Origin of the sequence: Halomonas sp. H10-9-1 (genome assembly GCF_040147005.1) — a bacterium.
Lineage (GTDB): Bacteria > Pseudomonadota > Gammaproteobacteria > Pseudomonadales > Halomonadaceae > Halomonas.
On sequence record NZ_JAMSHO010000001.1, the window covers coordinates 1,009,667 to 1,024,291 of the forward strand.

At 68.3% G+C, this 14,625-nt stretch carries 14 protein-coding genes; 11 read left to right on the top strand and 3 right to left on the bottom strand.

All coding sequences use genetic code 11. The annotated features are described in order from the left end of the window. The first annotated feature begins 5 nt into the window (after positions 1-5). The 3 genes from NFH66_RS04515 (at position 6) to sixA (ending at position 3,119) form a co-directional block, all read left to right on the top strand. Entirely contained in the window at positions 6-1,448 is a 1,443-nt protein-coding gene (locus tag NFH66_RS04515; protein WP_349608709.1) for an NAD(P)(+) transhydrogenase (Re/Si-specific) subunit beta, read from the top strand. Positions 1,449-1,570: 122 nt separating this feature from the next. Beyond that, positions 1,571-2,650 carry an NAD(P)H-dependent glycerol-3-phosphate dehydrogenase gene (locus tag NFH66_RS04520; protein WP_349608710.1) on the top strand — a complete coding sequence of 360 codons (1,080 nt, stop codon included), beginning with the start codon at positions 1,571-1,573 and terminating at the stop codon, positions 2,648-2,650. Next, entirely contained in the window at positions 2,643-3,119 is a 477-nt protein-coding gene (gene sixA / locus NFH66_RS04525; protein WP_349608711.1) for a phosphohistidine phosphatase SixA, read from the top strand. The genes NFH66_RS04520 and sixA overlap by 8 nt, the downstream gene beginning before the upstream one ends. An 81-nt stretch (positions 3,120-3,200) precedes the next feature. On the opposite strand, the gene NFH66_RS04530 is transcribed toward sixA, so the two are convergent. Continuing rightward, positions 3,201-4,148: an AEC family transporter gene (locus NFH66_RS04530; protein ID WP_349608712.1), complete on the bottom strand. Its 948-nt coding sequence runs from the start codon at positions 4,146-4,148 to the stop codon at positions 3,201-3,203. Positions 4,149-4,353: 205 nt separating this feature from the next. Between NFH66_RS04530 and NFH66_RS04535 the strand changes: the two genes are divergently transcribed. From NFH66_RS04535 to NFH66_RS04545, 3 genes are read left to right on the top strand one after another with little or no spacing between them, the layout of a single operon-like run. After that, positions 4,354-5,166: an alpha/beta fold hydrolase gene (locus NFH66_RS04535; RefSeq protein ID WP_349608713.1), complete on the top strand. Its 813-nt coding sequence runs from the start codon at positions 4,354-4,356 to the stop codon at positions 5,164-5,166. Next, positions 5,163-6,059, top strand: coding sequence for an alpha/beta fold hydrolase (locus NFH66_RS04540; RefSeq protein WP_349608714.1), 897 nt, complete (start codon positions 5,163-5,165; stop codon positions 6,057-6,059). Before NFH66_RS04535 ends, NFH66_RS04540 begins: the two co-directional genes overlap by 4 nt. Continuing rightward, positions 6,056-7,147 (top strand): patatin-like phospholipase family protein, encoded by a 1,092-nt coding sequence (locus NFH66_RS04545; protein ID WP_349608715.1) that lies wholly within the window; start codon positions 6,056-6,058, stop codon positions 7,145-7,147. Before NFH66_RS04540 ends, NFH66_RS04545 begins: the two co-directional genes overlap by 4 nt. Positions 7,148-7,175: 28 nt before the next feature. Here the strand turns inward: NFH66_RS04545 and NFH66_RS04550 are convergent, their stop codons facing one another. After that, complete coding sequence (locus NFH66_RS04550; protein ID WP_349608716.1) at positions 7,176-7,745, bottom strand: Smr/MutS family protein; 570 nt, start codon at positions 7,743-7,745, stop codon at positions 7,176-7,178. A 126-nt stretch (positions 7,746-7,871) separates the two neighbouring features. Between NFH66_RS04550 and prmB the strand changes: the two genes are divergently transcribed. The 5 genes from prmB to phaC all read left to right on the top strand — a co-directional run bounded on the left by prmB (position 7,872) and on the right by phaC (position 13,011). Further along, positions 7,872-8,825 carry a 50S ribosomal protein L3 N(5)-glutamine methyltransferase gene (gene prmB / locus NFH66_RS04555; RefSeq protein WP_349608717.1) on the top strand — a complete coding sequence of 318 codons (954 nt, stop codon included), beginning with the start codon at positions 7,872-7,874 and terminating at the stop codon, positions 8,823-8,825. 32 nt (positions 8,826-8,857) lie between these two features. After that, positions 8,858-9,943 (top strand): chorismate synthase, encoded by a 1,086-nt coding sequence (gene aroC / locus NFH66_RS04560; RefSeq protein ID WP_349608718.1) that lies wholly within the window; start codon positions 8,858-8,860, stop codon positions 9,941-9,943. Between the two features lie 101 nt (positions 9,944-10,044). Beyond that, positions 10,045-10,476 (top strand): hypothetical protein, encoded by a 432-nt coding sequence (locus tag NFH66_RS04565; RefSeq protein ID WP_349608719.1) that lies wholly within the window; start codon positions 10,045-10,047, stop codon positions 10,474-10,476. A 134-nt stretch (positions 10,477-10,610) separates the two neighbouring features. Further along, positions 10,611-11,033, top strand: coding sequence for a phasin family protein (locus NFH66_RS04570; protein ID WP_349608720.1), 423 nt, complete (start codon positions 10,611-10,613; stop codon positions 11,031-11,033). A gap of 139 nt (positions 11,034-11,172) precedes the next feature. Next, positions 11,173-13,011: a class I poly(R)-hydroxyalkanoic acid synthase gene (phaC, locus tag NFH66_RS04575; protein WP_349608721.1), complete on the top strand. Its 1,839-nt coding sequence runs from the start codon at positions 11,173-11,175 to the stop codon at positions 13,009-13,011. A 129-nt stretch (positions 13,012-13,140) separates the two neighbouring features. Here phaC and lnt read toward each other — a convergent pair whose 3' ends face one another. Next, positions 13,141-14,610 (bottom strand): apolipoprotein N-acyltransferase, encoded by a 1,470-nt coding sequence (lnt, locus tag NFH66_RS04580; RefSeq protein ID WP_349608722.1) that lies wholly within the window; start codon positions 14,608-14,610, stop codon positions 13,141-13,143. Positions 14,611-14,625 lie beyond the last annotated feature (15 nt).

A 14,625-nucleotide genomic window follows, 5' to 3' on the forward strand; every position in this document is an offset into this window, starting at 1 on the left:
AACCCATGCTGAGTCAAGGATTCGTGTCTGCCGCGGCGATCGCGGCAAGCGTACTGTTCATCCTCTCCTTGGGGGGGCTGAGTAACCAGGAGAAGGCCAAGCGGGCGGTGTGGTACGGCATCGTCGGCATGGCGGTGGCGGTGTTCTTCACCGCCTTCGGCCCGGGTATCGGCGCCTATGGCTGGATGATCCCGATGATGATCATCGGCGCGGGCATCGGCATCTATGTGGCCAAGAAGGTCGATATGACCGAGATGCCGCAGCTGGTGGCGGCGCTGCACAGCTTCGTCGGCCTGGCCGCGGTGTTCGTGGCCTGGAGCGCCGACCTGGAGCGGCGCCGGGTGCTGGCGGCACGCGCCATCGAGGCGAGCACCGACCAGTTCTCGGCCTTCGCCGGCCTGGTGGCCACCAAGGCGCCGGACGAGCTGATGTTCCTGCAGGTCGAGGTGGTGCTGGGCGTGTTCATCGGTGCGGTGACCTTCACCGGCTCGATCATCGCCTTCGGCAAGCTGGCCGGCAAGATCGACGGCAAGCCCCGTCAGCTGCCCGGCGGGCATATGCTCAACGCCGGCGCCGCGGCGCTGTCGCTGCTGCTGGCCATCCTCTATCTCAATGGTGCCGGCTTCTGGACCCTGCTGCTGATCGCCGCCCTGGCGTTCTTCATCGGCTACCACCTGATCATGGGCATCGGCGGCGCCGACATGCCGGTGGTGGTGTCGATGCTCAACAGCTACTCCGGCTGGGCCGCGGCGGCCATCGGCTTCACGCTCTCCAACGACCTGCTGATCGTGACCGGTGCCTTGGTGGGCTCCTCGGGTGCCATCCTGTCGTACATCATGTGCAAGGCGATGAACCGCAACTTCCTCAACGTCATCCTCGGTGGCTTCGGCGGCGCCCAGGGCCCGGCGGCGGAGATCGAGGGCGAGCAGGTCGCCATCGACGCGGCTGGCGTGGCCAGCGCGCTGAACGATGCCGACAGCGTGATCATCGTGCCGGGCTACGGCATGGCCGTCGCCCAGGCCCAGAATGCGGTGAGCGAGCTGACCCGCAAGCTGCGCGCCGCGGGCAAGAATGTGCGCTTCGGTATCCATCCGGTGGCGGGCCGCCTGCCCGGGCACATGAACGTGCTGCTGGCCGAGGCCAAGGTGCCCTATGACATCGTGCTGGAGATGGACGAGATCAACGATGACTTCCCCACCACCGACGTGGTGATCGTCATCGGCTCCAACGATATCGTCAACCCGGCCGCCGAAGAGGATCCCAACAGCCCCATCGCCGGCATGCCGGTGCTGAAGGTGTGGGAGGCCAAGCAGGTGTTCGTCAGCAAGCGTGGCCAGGGTACCGGCTACTCCGGTATCGAGAACCCGCTGTTCTTCAAGGAGAACACCCGGATGTTCTATGGCGACGCGCGCAAGAGCATCGACGACCTGCTGCCGCTGGTCGACTGACGCCCTCGTCAATCGCGGCCCCGTCCGGGGCCGTACTCCGGGACGCCCGGGCCGGTCACGGTCCGGGCGTCTTTTTCGCTACAATCCCCACATTCATCCAACCATCTCCTGCGGGGTTCATCATGGCAGAGGAACGCATGCGGGTGGCGGTGCTGGGCGGTGGCAGCTTCGGCACCGCCCTGGCCAGCATCGCCGCCGACAACGGTGCCGAGGTGCGCCAGTGGCTGCGCGACCCGGCGCTGGCCGAGCAGATCAACCGCGAGCACGTCAACGGACGCTACCTGCCCGACTACGCCATCAACCCGGCGGTGGTGGCCTCCACCGACATGGCCGAGGTGTTGCCCGGTGCCGGCCTGGTGCTGGTGGCGATCCCCTCCAAGGCGTTTGGCGACGTGGTGCGTCGGGCACGCCCCTGGCTGACTCCCGACCAGATACTCGTCAGCACCACCAAGGGCATTCAGGAAAACGGCTTCAAGCTGATGAGCCAGATCCTCGAGGAGGAGACCGGCTTCGCCCATATCGGCGTGATCTCCGGGCCCAACCTCGCCTCCGAGGTGGCCGACAAGCAGCTCACCGCCACGGTGATCGCCAGCGACGACCCCGAGACCCGCACCCGGGTGCAGACGGCACTCGGCTGTGACTACTTCCGGGTCTATGCCAGCAACGACCGCTTCGGCGTAGAGCTCGGCGGGGCGCTGAAGAACATCTACGCCATCGCCGCCGGCATGGCCGCGGCCCTGGGCATGGGCGAGAACACCCGCAGCATGCTGATGACCCGGGCGCTGGCCGAGATGAGCCGCTTCGCCGTCTCCCAGGGTGCCAATCCCATGACTTTCCTGGGGCTGGCCGGGGTGGGCGATCTGATCGTCACCTGCTCATCGCGGCTTTCGCGCAACTACCGGGTCGGCTACGCCCTGGGCGAGGGCAAGGGCCTGGACGAGGCGGTGGAAGCCCTGGGCCAGGTCGCCGAGGGGGTCAACACCGTGCGCCTGGTGCGCGACAAGGCCCGTGCCGAGGGCATCTACATGCCGCTGGCCGAGGGGCTCTACCAGGTGCTGTTCCAGGGAGTGCCGGCCGGGCAGATGGCGCGGCTGCTGATGCTGGGCGAGCAGAGCAGCGACGTGGAGTTCGTGTTGGCGCGGGAGGACGTGCAGCGCGCCCATCGTGAGCGCGCCGGCGACGCGGGAGGCGGGCATGGTTGAGCGGCTCTGGATCATGCGCCACGGCGAGGCCGCCCCGGGGGCGCCGGACCCCGGACGCGAGCTCACCGCCCACGGCCGGGAAGAGGCGAGGCGCATGGCGTCCTGGCTGGCCGGCCAGGACGGGGTGGGCGAGGCGCGCCTGCTGGCGAGCCCCTACCACCGCGCCCGGCAGACCGCCCAGCTCGTCGGCGAGGCGCTGGCGCGCGAACCCGAGACGCTCTCCCTGATCACGCCGGATGACGCGCCGCGGGCGGTGGCCGACTGGCTGCTCGCCCAGCCGGCGGGTCGGCCGCTGGTGCTGGTCAGCCATATGCCGCTGGTGGGGGCGCTCGTCGGGCTGCTGGTGGAGGGCAGGGCGGATCGTGGCCTCGGCTTCCCCACCGGCGGCGTGGCGGCCCTCGAGGCCGAGGTATGGGCAGCGGGGTGTGCGCGGCTGGCAAGGTTTGTCACCCCTGCCGATCTCGGCTGAGCCAGGTTCAGGGGGGCTTTGCAGAACGCTTGCCGACAGATCAGTCCCGAGCGATGAGGCTGCCTGTCATGTGGGGCATCGCTAGATCAGTCCGATTATCTGTAGCCCGAACACGCCCAGGGTGATGGTGACGCTGGCCATCAGGGTGGTCAGGGCGATGATGTTGGCGGTGAGCACGGCATTGCCGCCCATCGCCTTGGCCATCACGAAGGCCGCCGCCGCGGTGGGACTGGCGAAGAACAGGAACATCACCCCCAGCTCGCGCCCCTCGAAGCCGGCGAGCCAGGCCGCCGTGGTGGCAAGCACGGGAATCGTCACCATCTTCATCAGGCTGGCGCTCAGTGCCACGGCCCCGGACGCCTGGAGGGCGCTGAAGGAGAGGGTGGCCCCGACACAGATCAGCGCCAGCGGCAGGGTCAGGGAGGCGAAGTACTCCCCCGAGGTGATCACCCAGTCGGGCAGACTCAGTCCCGACAGTGCCACCGGCATGGCCAGGACGACCGCCAGGATCAGCGGGTTGCGCACGATCTGCATCAGCATCTGATGCCAGTCGGTCGTGACCTTCTCCTGATGGTAGGCCAGGGCGATCACCGAGAAGGCGTTGTAGGTCAGGATCACCACGCCGAGCAGCAGGCCGCCGGCGGAGAGACCGTAGTCGCCGTACATTCCCGCCGCCAGCGCCAGACCGACGATACCGCAGTTGCCGCGAAAGGCGCCCTGGATATAGCTGCCGCGGTCGGCCAGGGGGACGCGCAGCCGGGCCCAGGCCCAGGCGAGGAGGAAGCTGCCCAGGGTGGCGAGGGCGAACACCCCGAGCATCCGCGGGTTGAGGGTGGCCTCGAGGTCGGCGCGGGTGATGCTCAAGAAGATCAGCGTGGGCAGGGTGGCCTTGAACACCAGCTGGGAGGCGGTGGTGACGAAGGCCGCATCGATCCAGCGGGCGCGCTTGAGCCCCAGGCCGATGAAGACCATGGCGAAGACCGGCAGGGTGATCTCCAGGGTCGCCTGGAAGATCGCCAGGGCCTCCATCAGCGCACCAGCCAGAAGCCGACCACCACGGCGGCGAGCACGGTAGCGAAGAACAGACGGTTGCGGGTACGGGTATCGCGGGGCTTGCGGGCGTTCACGGAGGCTCCGGGGCTGGGGTGACTTGGCGAAACATGGTAATCCCGTTAGCCTGCTACCACCAGGCGCCCTACCTGCGCCGCGCTTCTCCCCGGATCAGGAAACGCCGATGACGCCCGCCGAGACCGACCGCTCCACGCTGCTGTTCGCCCACGCCAATGGCTTCCCGGGGCAGAGCTACCGCAGCTTCCTGGCGCCGCTGGGCGAGCGCTTCGATGTGCATCCCCTGGACCGGCTCGGCCATCACTCCGACTTTCCGGTGGGGCACAACTGGCTGGCGCTGCGCGACGAGCTGCTCCACGCCCTGGAGAATCTCGATACACCGGTGATCGGCGTGGGCCACTCCATGGGCGGCGTGCTGATGGCCATGGCCGCCGAGGCGGCGCCGGCACATTTCCGCTGCGTGGTGATGCTCGACCCGCCGCTGATGCTGGGCATGGATGCCTGGGGGATGAAGGTCGCCAAGCAACTGGGCCTGGCGGATCGCGTCACCCCCGCCGGCAAGAGCCTGGGGCGGCGCACCACCTGGCCGGATCGCCAGGCGATGCGCCACTACCTGCGCCAGCGTGGGCTGTTTCGCCGCTTTACCGAGCAGGCCCTGGAAGACTACATCGAGGGCGGCACCCGGCTGCTCGACGACGGCCAGGCCGTGCTGCTCTACGACCCGGATATCGAGGTGGAGATCTTCCGTCACTTGCCGGACCACCTGGGGGATCTGCCGCGCCGGCTGCGGGTGCCCCACGCGGTGCTGGCCGGTGAGGACTCCGACCTGTTGACGCCGCGTCGCTGCCGTCGCCTGCGGCGCCATGGGGTACCGGTGCGCACGGTGCCCGGTACACACATGTTCCCCATGGAGCACCCCGATGCGGTACGCCAGGGCCTGCTGGCTGTGTTGGATGAGCTGCTCGGAGAGGCATCTTGAGCGCGCCGCAGCCCCTGCGCCTGGCCGAAGGACGCCTGGCGGCGCTGGCCTGGGGCGAGGAGGGCGCCCCGCTGTGGTTGGCGCTGCACGGCTGGCTGGACAACGCGGCGAGCTTCGCGCGTCTGGCGCCGTTGCTGGTCGAGCGCCTCGGTATCCGGGTTGTCGCCATCGACTTCTCAGGCCACGGCCATTCTGCCCACACGCCGGGGGACTATGCCATCTGGGACTACTGCGACGACGTCCTCGACGCCGCCGAGGCGCTGGGCAGCCCGCGGCCGACCCTGCTGGCCCACTCCATGGGCGCCGGGGTCGCTTGCCTGACCGCCGCTGCCCTGCCCGAGCGGGTCGCACGGCTGGCGCTGGTCGATGGCCTGGCTTCAGTGACTACCCCCGCCGACGAGACTCCCCAGCAGCTGCGTCGTGGCCTGTTGGGACATCGCCGCCTACCCTCCCGCGGTGCGCGCTATGCTGACGAGGAGGAGGCCGTGATGGCACGGGTCAAGGGGGGCGCGACCGCGGTGGATGCCGCGACGATTCGCGCGGTGGTCGCTCGCAACCTGGCGACGCTGCCGGATGGGCACCTGGGCTGGCGCAGCGATCCTCGCCTGGTCCGCCCCTCGCCGGTGAGGTTGACGCCCGAGCAGGTCGTGGCCTGCCTGGCGGGGATCGAGTGCCCGGCGCTGTTGATCGAAGGGGAGGCGGGCATACTCGGCGAGAAGGCAGCGGCGCGGGTGGCGCGCAATGCGCTGCCGGGACTCGAGCGCCGGGTGCTGCCGGGTGGCCACCACCTCCATCTGGAACCCGGCGCGGTGGCGGCGGTGGCCGACGCCATCGGCGCGTGGGCGTCACGCGACATCGGCCAGCCGGACAGACGAGGGGGCGCAGGCGCATGAACAACGGGGCGACAGCCACTGCCGAGGGGAAGCGAGTAGCGCTGGTGCTGGGCAGCGGGGGCGCGCGCGGCTACGCCCATATCGGCGTGATCGAGGAGCTCGAGCGACGCGGCTACCGGATCGTGGCGATTTCCGGCTGTTCCATGGGCGCCCTGGTCGGGGGAGTCTACGCCGCCGGTCAGTTGGCCGCCTATCGTGACTGGGTATGCCAGCTCGACTATTTCGATGTGCTGCGCCTGGTCGACGTCACCTGGAGCCCGATGGGGGCGATGAAGGCCAACAAGGTGATGGCCAAGCTGGAGAGCCTGGTGGGAGACGCGCGCATCGAGGATCTGGCGATACCGGTGACCACCGTGGCCACCGACCTGAAACGCCAGCGCGAGGTGTGGTTCCAGAGCGGTCCGCTGCTGGAGGCGATCCGCGCCTCCATCGCCGTGCCCGGTGTGATCACCCCGGTGCATCGCGGCGAGCAGGTGCTGGTGGACGGTGGCCTGCTCAATCCGCTGCCGATCATCCCTACCGTGTCGGCCCGTGCCGACCTGGTGATGGCGGTCAACGCTACCGCCCACAGTTCGCGCCCGGTGACCCTGGAAGAGCTGCTGCCGCCGGAGGCGGCGCGAGAGGAACGCGAGCGTGAGGCGGCTCGCGACGCCTCGGGGGTCGACTTCAGCAGCTGGGTCGAGGAGGTGCGCAGCGCCGCCAGCCGCTGGGTCGACGGCCTGGGCACCGCGGGGCGAGAGGCCGACGCGGGGCGTACGCTAGCCCAGGATGAGGCCAGCAGTCGGCGCCGCCAGTGGGGGCGCCTGGACACCATGCTGGCCTCCTTCGACATCACGCAGGCGGCGCTGGCCAAGTACAAGGTGGCGGGCTATCCGCCAGACGTGCTGATCGAGGTGCCCAAGACGGTGTGTGGCGCCTACGAGTTTCACCGTGCCGAGGCGCTGATCGTGCTCGGGCGCCAGCTGGCGTCGGAGGCGCTGGACCGCTTCGAGGGGCACCGTTATCCGAGGCAGGGCGGCCGCAGCATCGTGGTCGATCCGGTGGCTCCCGACGACGCGGAGGACGATGCGGAGAGCGATGCGGAGTAGGCGAGGCGCCGGCGGGGGGGAGTGTTGGTTAGCCTTCGCGGCGGCGCAGCAGCACGTAGACGGCGCCGGTTCCGCCTTCGGCCTCTACCGCCGAGCAGAATGCCAGCACGCCAGGCCACTCGCGCAGCCAGGCGTTGACGTGGCTCTTGAGCACCGGGTAGTTGCCGTCCACGCCCCAGGCCTTGCCATGCACCACCAGCAGGCAGCGGCGTCGCTGCGCGGCGGCATCGCGCAGGAACCCCTCCAGCTCCTCGCGCGCCTCCTCCAGGGTGTAGCCGTGCAGGTCGAGCCCCGCCTCCCAGGCCATCTCGCCGCGCTTGAGGCGGCTGCGGGTGCGCCATGGCAGGTCGGGCAGGGCGAAGTCGAGGTATTCCGTGGGGCGCACCGCCTCCACGCGGCCGTCGGAGGTGCGTCCCCTGGCGCTGTCGTCACCCGCCGCCTGGGCGGCGGCCCGGCGCGCCGCGGCGGACGGGTCCTCGCGTTGCGGGCGTCCCGGGTCGGCGCGGTTTCGCGTGATCGGCCTTACCCCGGCCTGGCGCAGGGCCTGACGGAAGGCGCTGATCTCGTCATCATCCGGGCGGTGGCGATTTTTGCTCATGGGGCAGGGCTCATGGGGCGCTGTCGGTTGGCGTGCAGGCGACCAGTATACCCGGCGCGGCGTGGCTGTGAACCGGCGGGCCGGGTTACAATCACTCTCCCCACATCTTGACGCTCAGGTGCTCCCTTGGCCGATCAGCACGCCCCGCACGCGACCTCCACGCTTACCCTTGCCGACGACCGGCTCGCCGCTGAACTGGTCACCCTGCGTGACTACCTGCGCTGGGCGGCCAGCGAGTTTCACCTGGCCGGCCTGTTCCACGGGCATGGCAGCGACTCGCCCTGGGATGAGGCGGTGGCCCTGGTCCTGGGCGCGCTGCATCTGCCCTGGAACGTCGACCCCGCGGTGCTCGATGCCCGCCTGTTGCCCATGGAGCGCCGCCGCATCGTCGCCCTGGTGCGGGAGCGGATCACCAGCCGGCGTCCGCTGCCCTACCTGCTCGGCGAGGCGTGGTTCGCCGGCCTGCCCTTCGCTGTCGACGAGCGGGTGCTGATCCCGCGTTCGCCCATCGCCGAGCTGGTGGAGACGGGCTTTGCCGCCTGGTTTCCCGAGGAGCCGCCAGAGGGGGTACTCGACCTGTGCGCCGGTTCCGGCTGCATCGGCATCGCCACGGCACTGCACCTGCCCACCTGCACGGTGGATCTCGCCGATATCAGCCAGGAGGCGCTGGCGGTGACCCGCCAGAACATCAGTCGCCACGATGTCGGTGCGCGGGTGCGTGCGGTGCTTTCGGACCTCTTCGAGGCGCTGCCCGGCCGCTATGACCTGATCGTCTCCAACCCGCCCTACGTGAATGCCCGCGACCTCGCCTGCATGCCCGCCGAGTTCCGCCACGAGCCCGCCCTGGCGCTGGGCGCCGGCGCCGATGGCCTGGACATCGTGCGGCGTATCCTGCGCGAGGCTCGCGAGCACCTGACCGACCGCGGCGTGCTGGTCGTCGAGGTGGGCAACTCCGACCACCACCTGGAGGCCGCCTTCCCGGAGGTGCCCTTCCTGTGGCTCGACTTCGAGCGCGGTGGCCAGGGGGTGTTCGCCCTCACCGCCGATGAACTCGACGCTCATGCGGCGTCCTTCGTCTGAATTCACCGACCCCGATTCCTCGAGGAGCGCCTATGTCCGGCAACACCTTCGGCAAGCTGTTTACCGTCACCACCTTCGGCGAGAGCCATGGCCCGGCGCTGGGCGCCATCGTCGATGGTTGTCCGCCGGGACTGCCGCTCAGCGAGGAGATCCTGCAGCGCGACCTCGATCGACGTCGGCCGGGAACCTCGCGCCACACCACCCAGCGCCGGGAGCCCGACCGGGTGCGGATCCTCTCCGGGGTCTTCGAGGGGCTGACCACCGGCACCTCCATTGGCCTGTTGATCGAGAATACCGACCAGCGCTCCAAGGACTACTCCAAGATCAAGGATCAGTTCCGCCCCGCCCACGCCGACTACAGTTATCACCACAAGTACGGTATCCGTGACTACCGCGGGGGCGGTCGCTCCAGCGCCCGGGAGACCGCCATGCGGGTGGCGGCCGGGGCCATCGCCAAGCAGTACCTGGCTGCCCAGGGGATTAGCGTGCGTGGCTATATGAGCCAGTTGGGGCCGATCGAGATCGATTTTCGTAGCTGGGAGGCGGTGGCCCAGAACCCCTTCTTCTGCCCCGACCCGACGCGCGTTGCCGAGCTCGAGGCCTACATGGACCAGCTGCGCCGGGACCAGGACTCGGTGGGCGCGAAGATCACCGTGGTGGCCGAGGGCGTGCCCCCGGGCCTCGGCGAGCCGGTGTTCGACCGCCTGGACGCCGAGCTGGCCCATGGCCTGATGAGCATCAATGCGGTGAAAGGGGTGGAGATCGGCGACGGCTTCGCCGCCGTGGCCAGCCGCGGCAGCGAGCACCGCGACGAGATGACCCCCGAGGGGTTCCTCTCCAACCACGCCGGAGGGGTGCTGGGGGGGATCTCCAGCGGCCAGGCGATCATCGCCCACCTGGCGCTCAAGCCGACGTCGAGCATCACCATCCCGGGGCGCAGCATCGACGTCCACGGCGCCCCGGTCGAGGTGGTCACCAAGGGGCGTCACGACCCCTGCGTGGGGGTCCGTGCCACCCCCATCGCCGAGGCGATGATGGCGTTGACCCTGATGGATCACCTGCTGCGCCACCGCGCCCAGAACGCCGAGGTGAGCGTGGCCACGCCGGTGCTGCGCTGAGTGTCGTGACGCCATGGGTATGGCGCAGGGGCCATGCCGTTGAGGGCCGGCCCGCAGGGTCTGCTACACTGCGGGACAGACCAACGGACAGGGCTTGAAATATGAAGATCAATGTCGAGTTTGACCTCACTCCCGACGAGTTCCGCCAGGCGCTGGGCCTGCCGGATGTGGCGGCTTTCCAGAAGGACCTGCTGGACCGGATCCAGAAGCAGATGGAGTCCGGAGTCGAGGGGTACGACCCGATGAGCCTGATGCAGCCCTTCCTGCAGCAGGCCGGCATGGGACAGGGCATGACCCAAGGGCTCACCCAGGGCCTGTCCCAGGGGCTCTCCAGCTTCGGCACCTACCAGCAGATGATGCTCGACATGCTCAAGCAGGCCGGCCAGGCCAGGCCATCGGAAGCCGAGGGCAAGGGCGAGTCCGGCTCGAAGGCAACAGGCACTTCCGGCTCGGGTAGTGGCAAGGCCTCCAGCCGCGGCAAGACCAGCACCTCGACCTCCAGTGCCCGCTCGCGGGCCAAGCGCGAGGGCTGACGGCGACGAGTCGCCCTTCATCGTCTCGCTGCCATGATCTTGCAACGAGGGCGGTGTCAGACTACTCTTTGTGCAGTGCAGCATGGTGGGCGGGCCGCCCACCCACCATTGACCACCGTTCAGGAGGACGACCCATGCAAGACAAGATGATCGAGAACTTCAACGAGCAGACCCGTCAGCTCTTCGAGCCGATGCGCAAGCTCAACTCCCTGATGTTGAACAACATGGAGAAGCTCTCCCAGTACCAGATGGAGTCGTTGAAGCGCTACAGCCAGATGGGCACCGAGCGCATGCGGGATGCCAGCGACGTTCAGGATGCCGATAGCCTGCGTGATTTCGGTACCCGCCAGGCCGAGATGATGAACGAGCTCTCCCAGCAGATGATGGCGGATGCCAAGGCGCTCTCCGAGATGAGCCTGGAGTTCAAGGCCGAGATGGAGACGCTCTTTAGCGAGCAGGCCAAGGCCATGGGAGAGGCTGCCAAGCAGGCGTCCGCTGCGGGCAGCAGCGGGACGGCCAAGGCGAGTTCATCACGCAGCGGCTCCAGCAAGAGCTGAGGCCGTTAGCCAGACGCTGTCACATAGCACAACTGGGCTCCTTGCGGAGTCGCTGTCCAATCCGCCGCCCTCCGTGTGAGGGTGGCGGAGCATGTTATCTGATGTCGGCATGACGTGGCCGACGGGCCAGGAGAGTTCAATGCAGCCAGGGGTTCAAGCACCGACACAGGCCGAGCTGGAGGCGTGGAATGCACAGCTCCAGCAGATCGGCGAGGAGTATCGTCACCTGATGGGCGATCTGCTGGAGCGCATGGTGCCCAGCGATGCCGCCGATTCGGTCTATGGGGACATGCGGGAGAGCTTCCAGGCGGCGGCCGAGTCGCTGATGGGCAATCCGTCCCAGCTCTGGCAGACCCAGGCGCGACTGATGCAGGATCAGGTCCAGTTGTGGCAGAACGGGCTGCGGGCCATGGCGGGCGAGCAGGTCGAGCCGCTGGTAACGCCGAGCAAGGGGGATCGTCGGTTCAAGGATGAGGCCTGGACCAGCGACCCTCACTATCTGGCGATCATGCAGCAGTATCTGCTCTTCTCGCGTCTGGTCGAGGAGCTGGTCGGTGGCCTGGACCTGCCCGCCGAGCAGAAGAGCCGGCTGGGGTTCTATGCTCGCCAGATGGTCAATGCCATGTCGCCCACCAACTTCGTGGCCACCAATCCCGAGGTGATGCGCAAGACGTTGGAGACCCGGGGCCAGAACCTGGTCGATGGCCTGGCCCGGCTGCGCGAGGACCTGAGCAACTCCGCCGAGGGGCTCAATGTCACCATGACCGATCGCAGCGCCTTCGAGGTGGGCAAGAATATCGCCGTGACGCCTGGCTCGGTGGTCTATGAGAACGAGCTGATCCAGCTGATCCAGTATGCCCCCACCACCGAGCAGGTCTACAAGACGCCGCTGCTGGTCATGCCGCCCTGGATCAACAAGTACTACATCCTCGACCTGCGCGAGGACAACTCCCTCGTCAAGTGGCTGGTCGGTCAGGGGCATAGCGTCTTCTTGATCTCCTGGCGCAACCCGGGCCCGGCCCAGCGGGACCTGACCTGGGCAGACTACATGCAGTTGGGGCCCATCGCCGCCAGCGAGGCGATCGAGCGGGCCACCGGCGAGAAGTCGGTCAACCTGCTCAGCTACTGCGTCGGCGGTACCCTGGCGGCCTCCACCGTGGCCTATCTCACCAGCACTCGCCGTGGACGTCGGATCAAGTCGGCGACCTACATGACGACGTTGCAGGACTTCCGCGACCCGGGCGAGATCGGCACCTTCCTCAGCGAGCCGGTGCTTGAGGGCATCGAGGCGAAGATGGAGCGTGACGGCTATCTGGATGGCCGCGTGATGGCCTTCAGCTTCAACCTGCTGCGCGAGAACGATCTCTTCTGGTCCTTCTATATCAGCAACTACCTGAAGGGCGATGTGCCGGCGCCCTTCGACCTGCTCTACTGGAACACCGACGGCACCAACCTGCCGGCGGCAACCCACGGCTGGTACCTGCGCCACATGTATATGGAGAACAAGCTGGTCGAGCCCGGTGGCATCGAGCTCGACGGGGTCAAGATCGATCTACGCAAGATCTCCACGCCCAGCTACTTCCTCTCGACCCGGGAGGACCATATCGCCAAGTGGAACAGCACCTACTATGGGGCGCTGCTGCCCAAGGGGCCGGTGACCTTTGTGCTGGGTGGATCGGGACATATCGCCGGGGTGGTCAATCCGCCGCACAAGAACAAGTACGGCTACTGGACCAACGATTCGTTGCCCGAGACCCATGAGGAGTGGCTGGCCGGTGCCGAGCAGCACGAGGGCTCCTGGTGGCCGCACTGGCAGGCGTGGATGACCGAGAACGGCTACGCCGATGCCGAGAAGATGGTGCCGGCACGCCAGCCCGGCGACGGTGAGCTGGAGATCCTCGAGCCGGCCCCGGGACGCTACGTCAAGATGACCATCCCCGAGGTGCTGGGGGAAACCCCGGCTTCGCCGGAAGCGTAAAGCTACAAGCTGTAAGCTGTAAGCTGTAAGTAGAAGCGCCCAGCCGATGAGTCGGCTGGGCGCTTCTTGTTGGGCTCCCAATGTATCGCCAAATATCCGGCTTCCAGCTTCCAGCTTACGGCTTACGGCTTACGGCTTACGGCGCAGCCGCAGGCCCGGCAGCACCATCAGTGCGGCCAGCAGCCAGGCGGGCCAGCTGCCGGTGCGGGTGAAGGGGGTGAGGCCCTGCATCGGGGTTACCTCGCCGGAGAGGCTGGCCATCTCGAACTGGGGCGCCCGGGCGGTGATATTGCCGTGCTCATCGATGATGGCGGTGACGCCGTTGCTGGTGGCGCGGATCACCTGGCGGCCGTTCTCCAGGGCACGCAGGCGGGCCATCTGCAGGTGCTGCAGGGGGCCGATGGAGCGTCCGAACCAGGTGTCATTGGAGACCGTCAGCAAGAGCTCGGCGTGGCGCGCCTGGGCGGCCACCCGGTCCGGATAGATGATCTCATAGCAGATGGCGTTGCCGATGGTGGTGCCGGCGGCCAAGAGCGGCGCCTGCTCTTCCGGCCCCGGGGTCATGGCTGGCATCGGCAGGTCGAAGAAGGCGATGGTATCGGCGAGCAGGCTCTCCAGAGGCAGGTATTCGCCGAAGGGCACCAGGCGCGTCTTGCGATATTCGCCCTCCACGTCGCCCAGCCCGATCACGCTGTTGTAGTAGAGCCCCTCGCCATCTCTCTGCAGGATGCCGGTGAGCAGGGCGGTGCCGGGGGCGAGATTGGACTGTACCCGTTCGAGGATCGGTCGCGCTTCGCGTTCGAACATCGGCAGGGCCGCCTCGGGCCAGACGATCAGGTCTGGGGCGTTGTCGCTGTGTGCTCGGGTCAGCGCGTTGTAGCGGTTGGCGGCCTCGCGTTGGCCCTCGGCGGTCCACTTGATGGCCTGGTCGAGGTTGCCCTGCAGCAGCGCCACCCGCAATGGCTCGCCGGCGGGGCTGGTCCACTGGGTGGGCAGCGCCAGGGGCACCAGCCACAGTGCGGCGAGGGGGAGTGCGGCCCAGGCGCGGCGCCGCAGCAGTTCGACCCCCAGGCTGCCGGTCAGCGCGGTGATCAGCGAGAGCAGGTAGACGCCGCCCAGCGGGGCCCAGGGGGCCAGCGGCGAGTCGACCTGGGAGGTGCCCAGCAGCAGCCAGGGAAATCCGGTGAACAGCCAGCTGCGCAGCCACTCGCCAACCACCCAGGCCCCGGCGAAGCTGAGCCAGGCCAGGCGTGGGCCGGTGAGGCGGCGGTAGAGCCACAGGGTCACGGCGGGAAAGAGGGCCAGGCCCGCGACGAACAGCGTGGTGAGGAGCAGCGCCAGGGGTACGCCGGTATAGCCGTAGTCATGGATCGATACATAGACCCAGGAGGCCCCGGAACCAAACAGCCCGAGGCCGTAGCTCCAGCCGCGCAGGGCGGCCTGAGCGGGCGTCAGGGCGTGGATGCCGAGATAGACTAGCCCCGCGGCCAGCGGGCCGAGCCACCAGAGCTCGAAGGGCGAGGCGGTAAGCGTGGTGAGGATGCCGGCCGCGACTGCCAGCAGGCAGCCGACGGCGGGGGAGAGGGGAAACGCTGGCATCTTGGCCCTCCGTGG

Excerpts from the sequence above, each read along its gene's own strand:
- NFH66_RS04535 (WP_349608713.1), top strand. The coding sequence starts at position 4,354 with ATGACGCCCGCCGAGACCGACCGCTCCACGCTGCTGTTCGCCCACGCC.
- NFH66_RS04570 (WP_349608720.1), top strand. The coding sequence starts at position 10,611 with ATGCAAGACAAGATGATCGAGAACTTCAACGAGCAGACCCGTCAGCTC.
- NFH66_RS04530 (WP_349608712.1), bottom strand. The coding sequence starts at position 4,148 with ATGGAGGCCCTGGCGATCTTCCAGGCGACCCTGGAGATCACCCTGCCG.
- lnt (WP_349608722.1), bottom strand. The coding sequence starts at position 14,610 with ATGCCAGCGTTTCCCCTCTCCCCCGCCGTCGGCTGCCTGCTGGCAGTC.
- phaC (WP_349608721.1), top strand. The coding sequence starts at position 11,173 with ATGCAGCCAGGGGTTCAAGCACCGACACAGGCCGAGCTGGAGGCGTGG.
- NFH66_RS04545 (WP_349608715.1), top strand. The coding sequence starts at position 6,056 with ATGAACAACGGGGCGACAGCCACTGCCGAGGGGAAGCGAGTAGCGCTG.
- NFH66_RS04565 (WP_349608719.1), top strand. The coding sequence starts at position 10,045 with ATGAAGATCAATGTCGAGTTTGACCTCACTCCCGACGAGTTCCGCCAG.
- NFH66_RS04550 (WP_349608716.1), bottom strand. The coding sequence starts at position 7,745 with ATGAGCAAAAATCGCCACCGCCCGGATGATGACGAGATCAGCGCCTTC.
- NFH66_RS04520 (WP_349608710.1), top strand. The coding sequence starts at position 1,571 with ATGGCAGAGGAACGCATGCGGGTGGCGGTGCTGGGCGGTGGCAGCTTC.
- sixA (WP_349608711.1), top strand. The coding sequence starts at position 2,643 with ATGGTTGAGCGGCTCTGGATCATGCGCCACGGCGAGGCCGCCCCGGGG.
- aroC (WP_349608718.1), top strand. The coding sequence starts at position 8,858 with ATGTCCGGCAACACCTTCGGCAAGCTGTTTACCGTCACCACCTTCGGC.
- NFH66_RS04515 (WP_349608709.1), top strand. The coding sequence starts at position 6 with ATGCTGAGTCAAGGATTCGTGTCTGCCGCGGCGATCGCGGCAAGCGTA.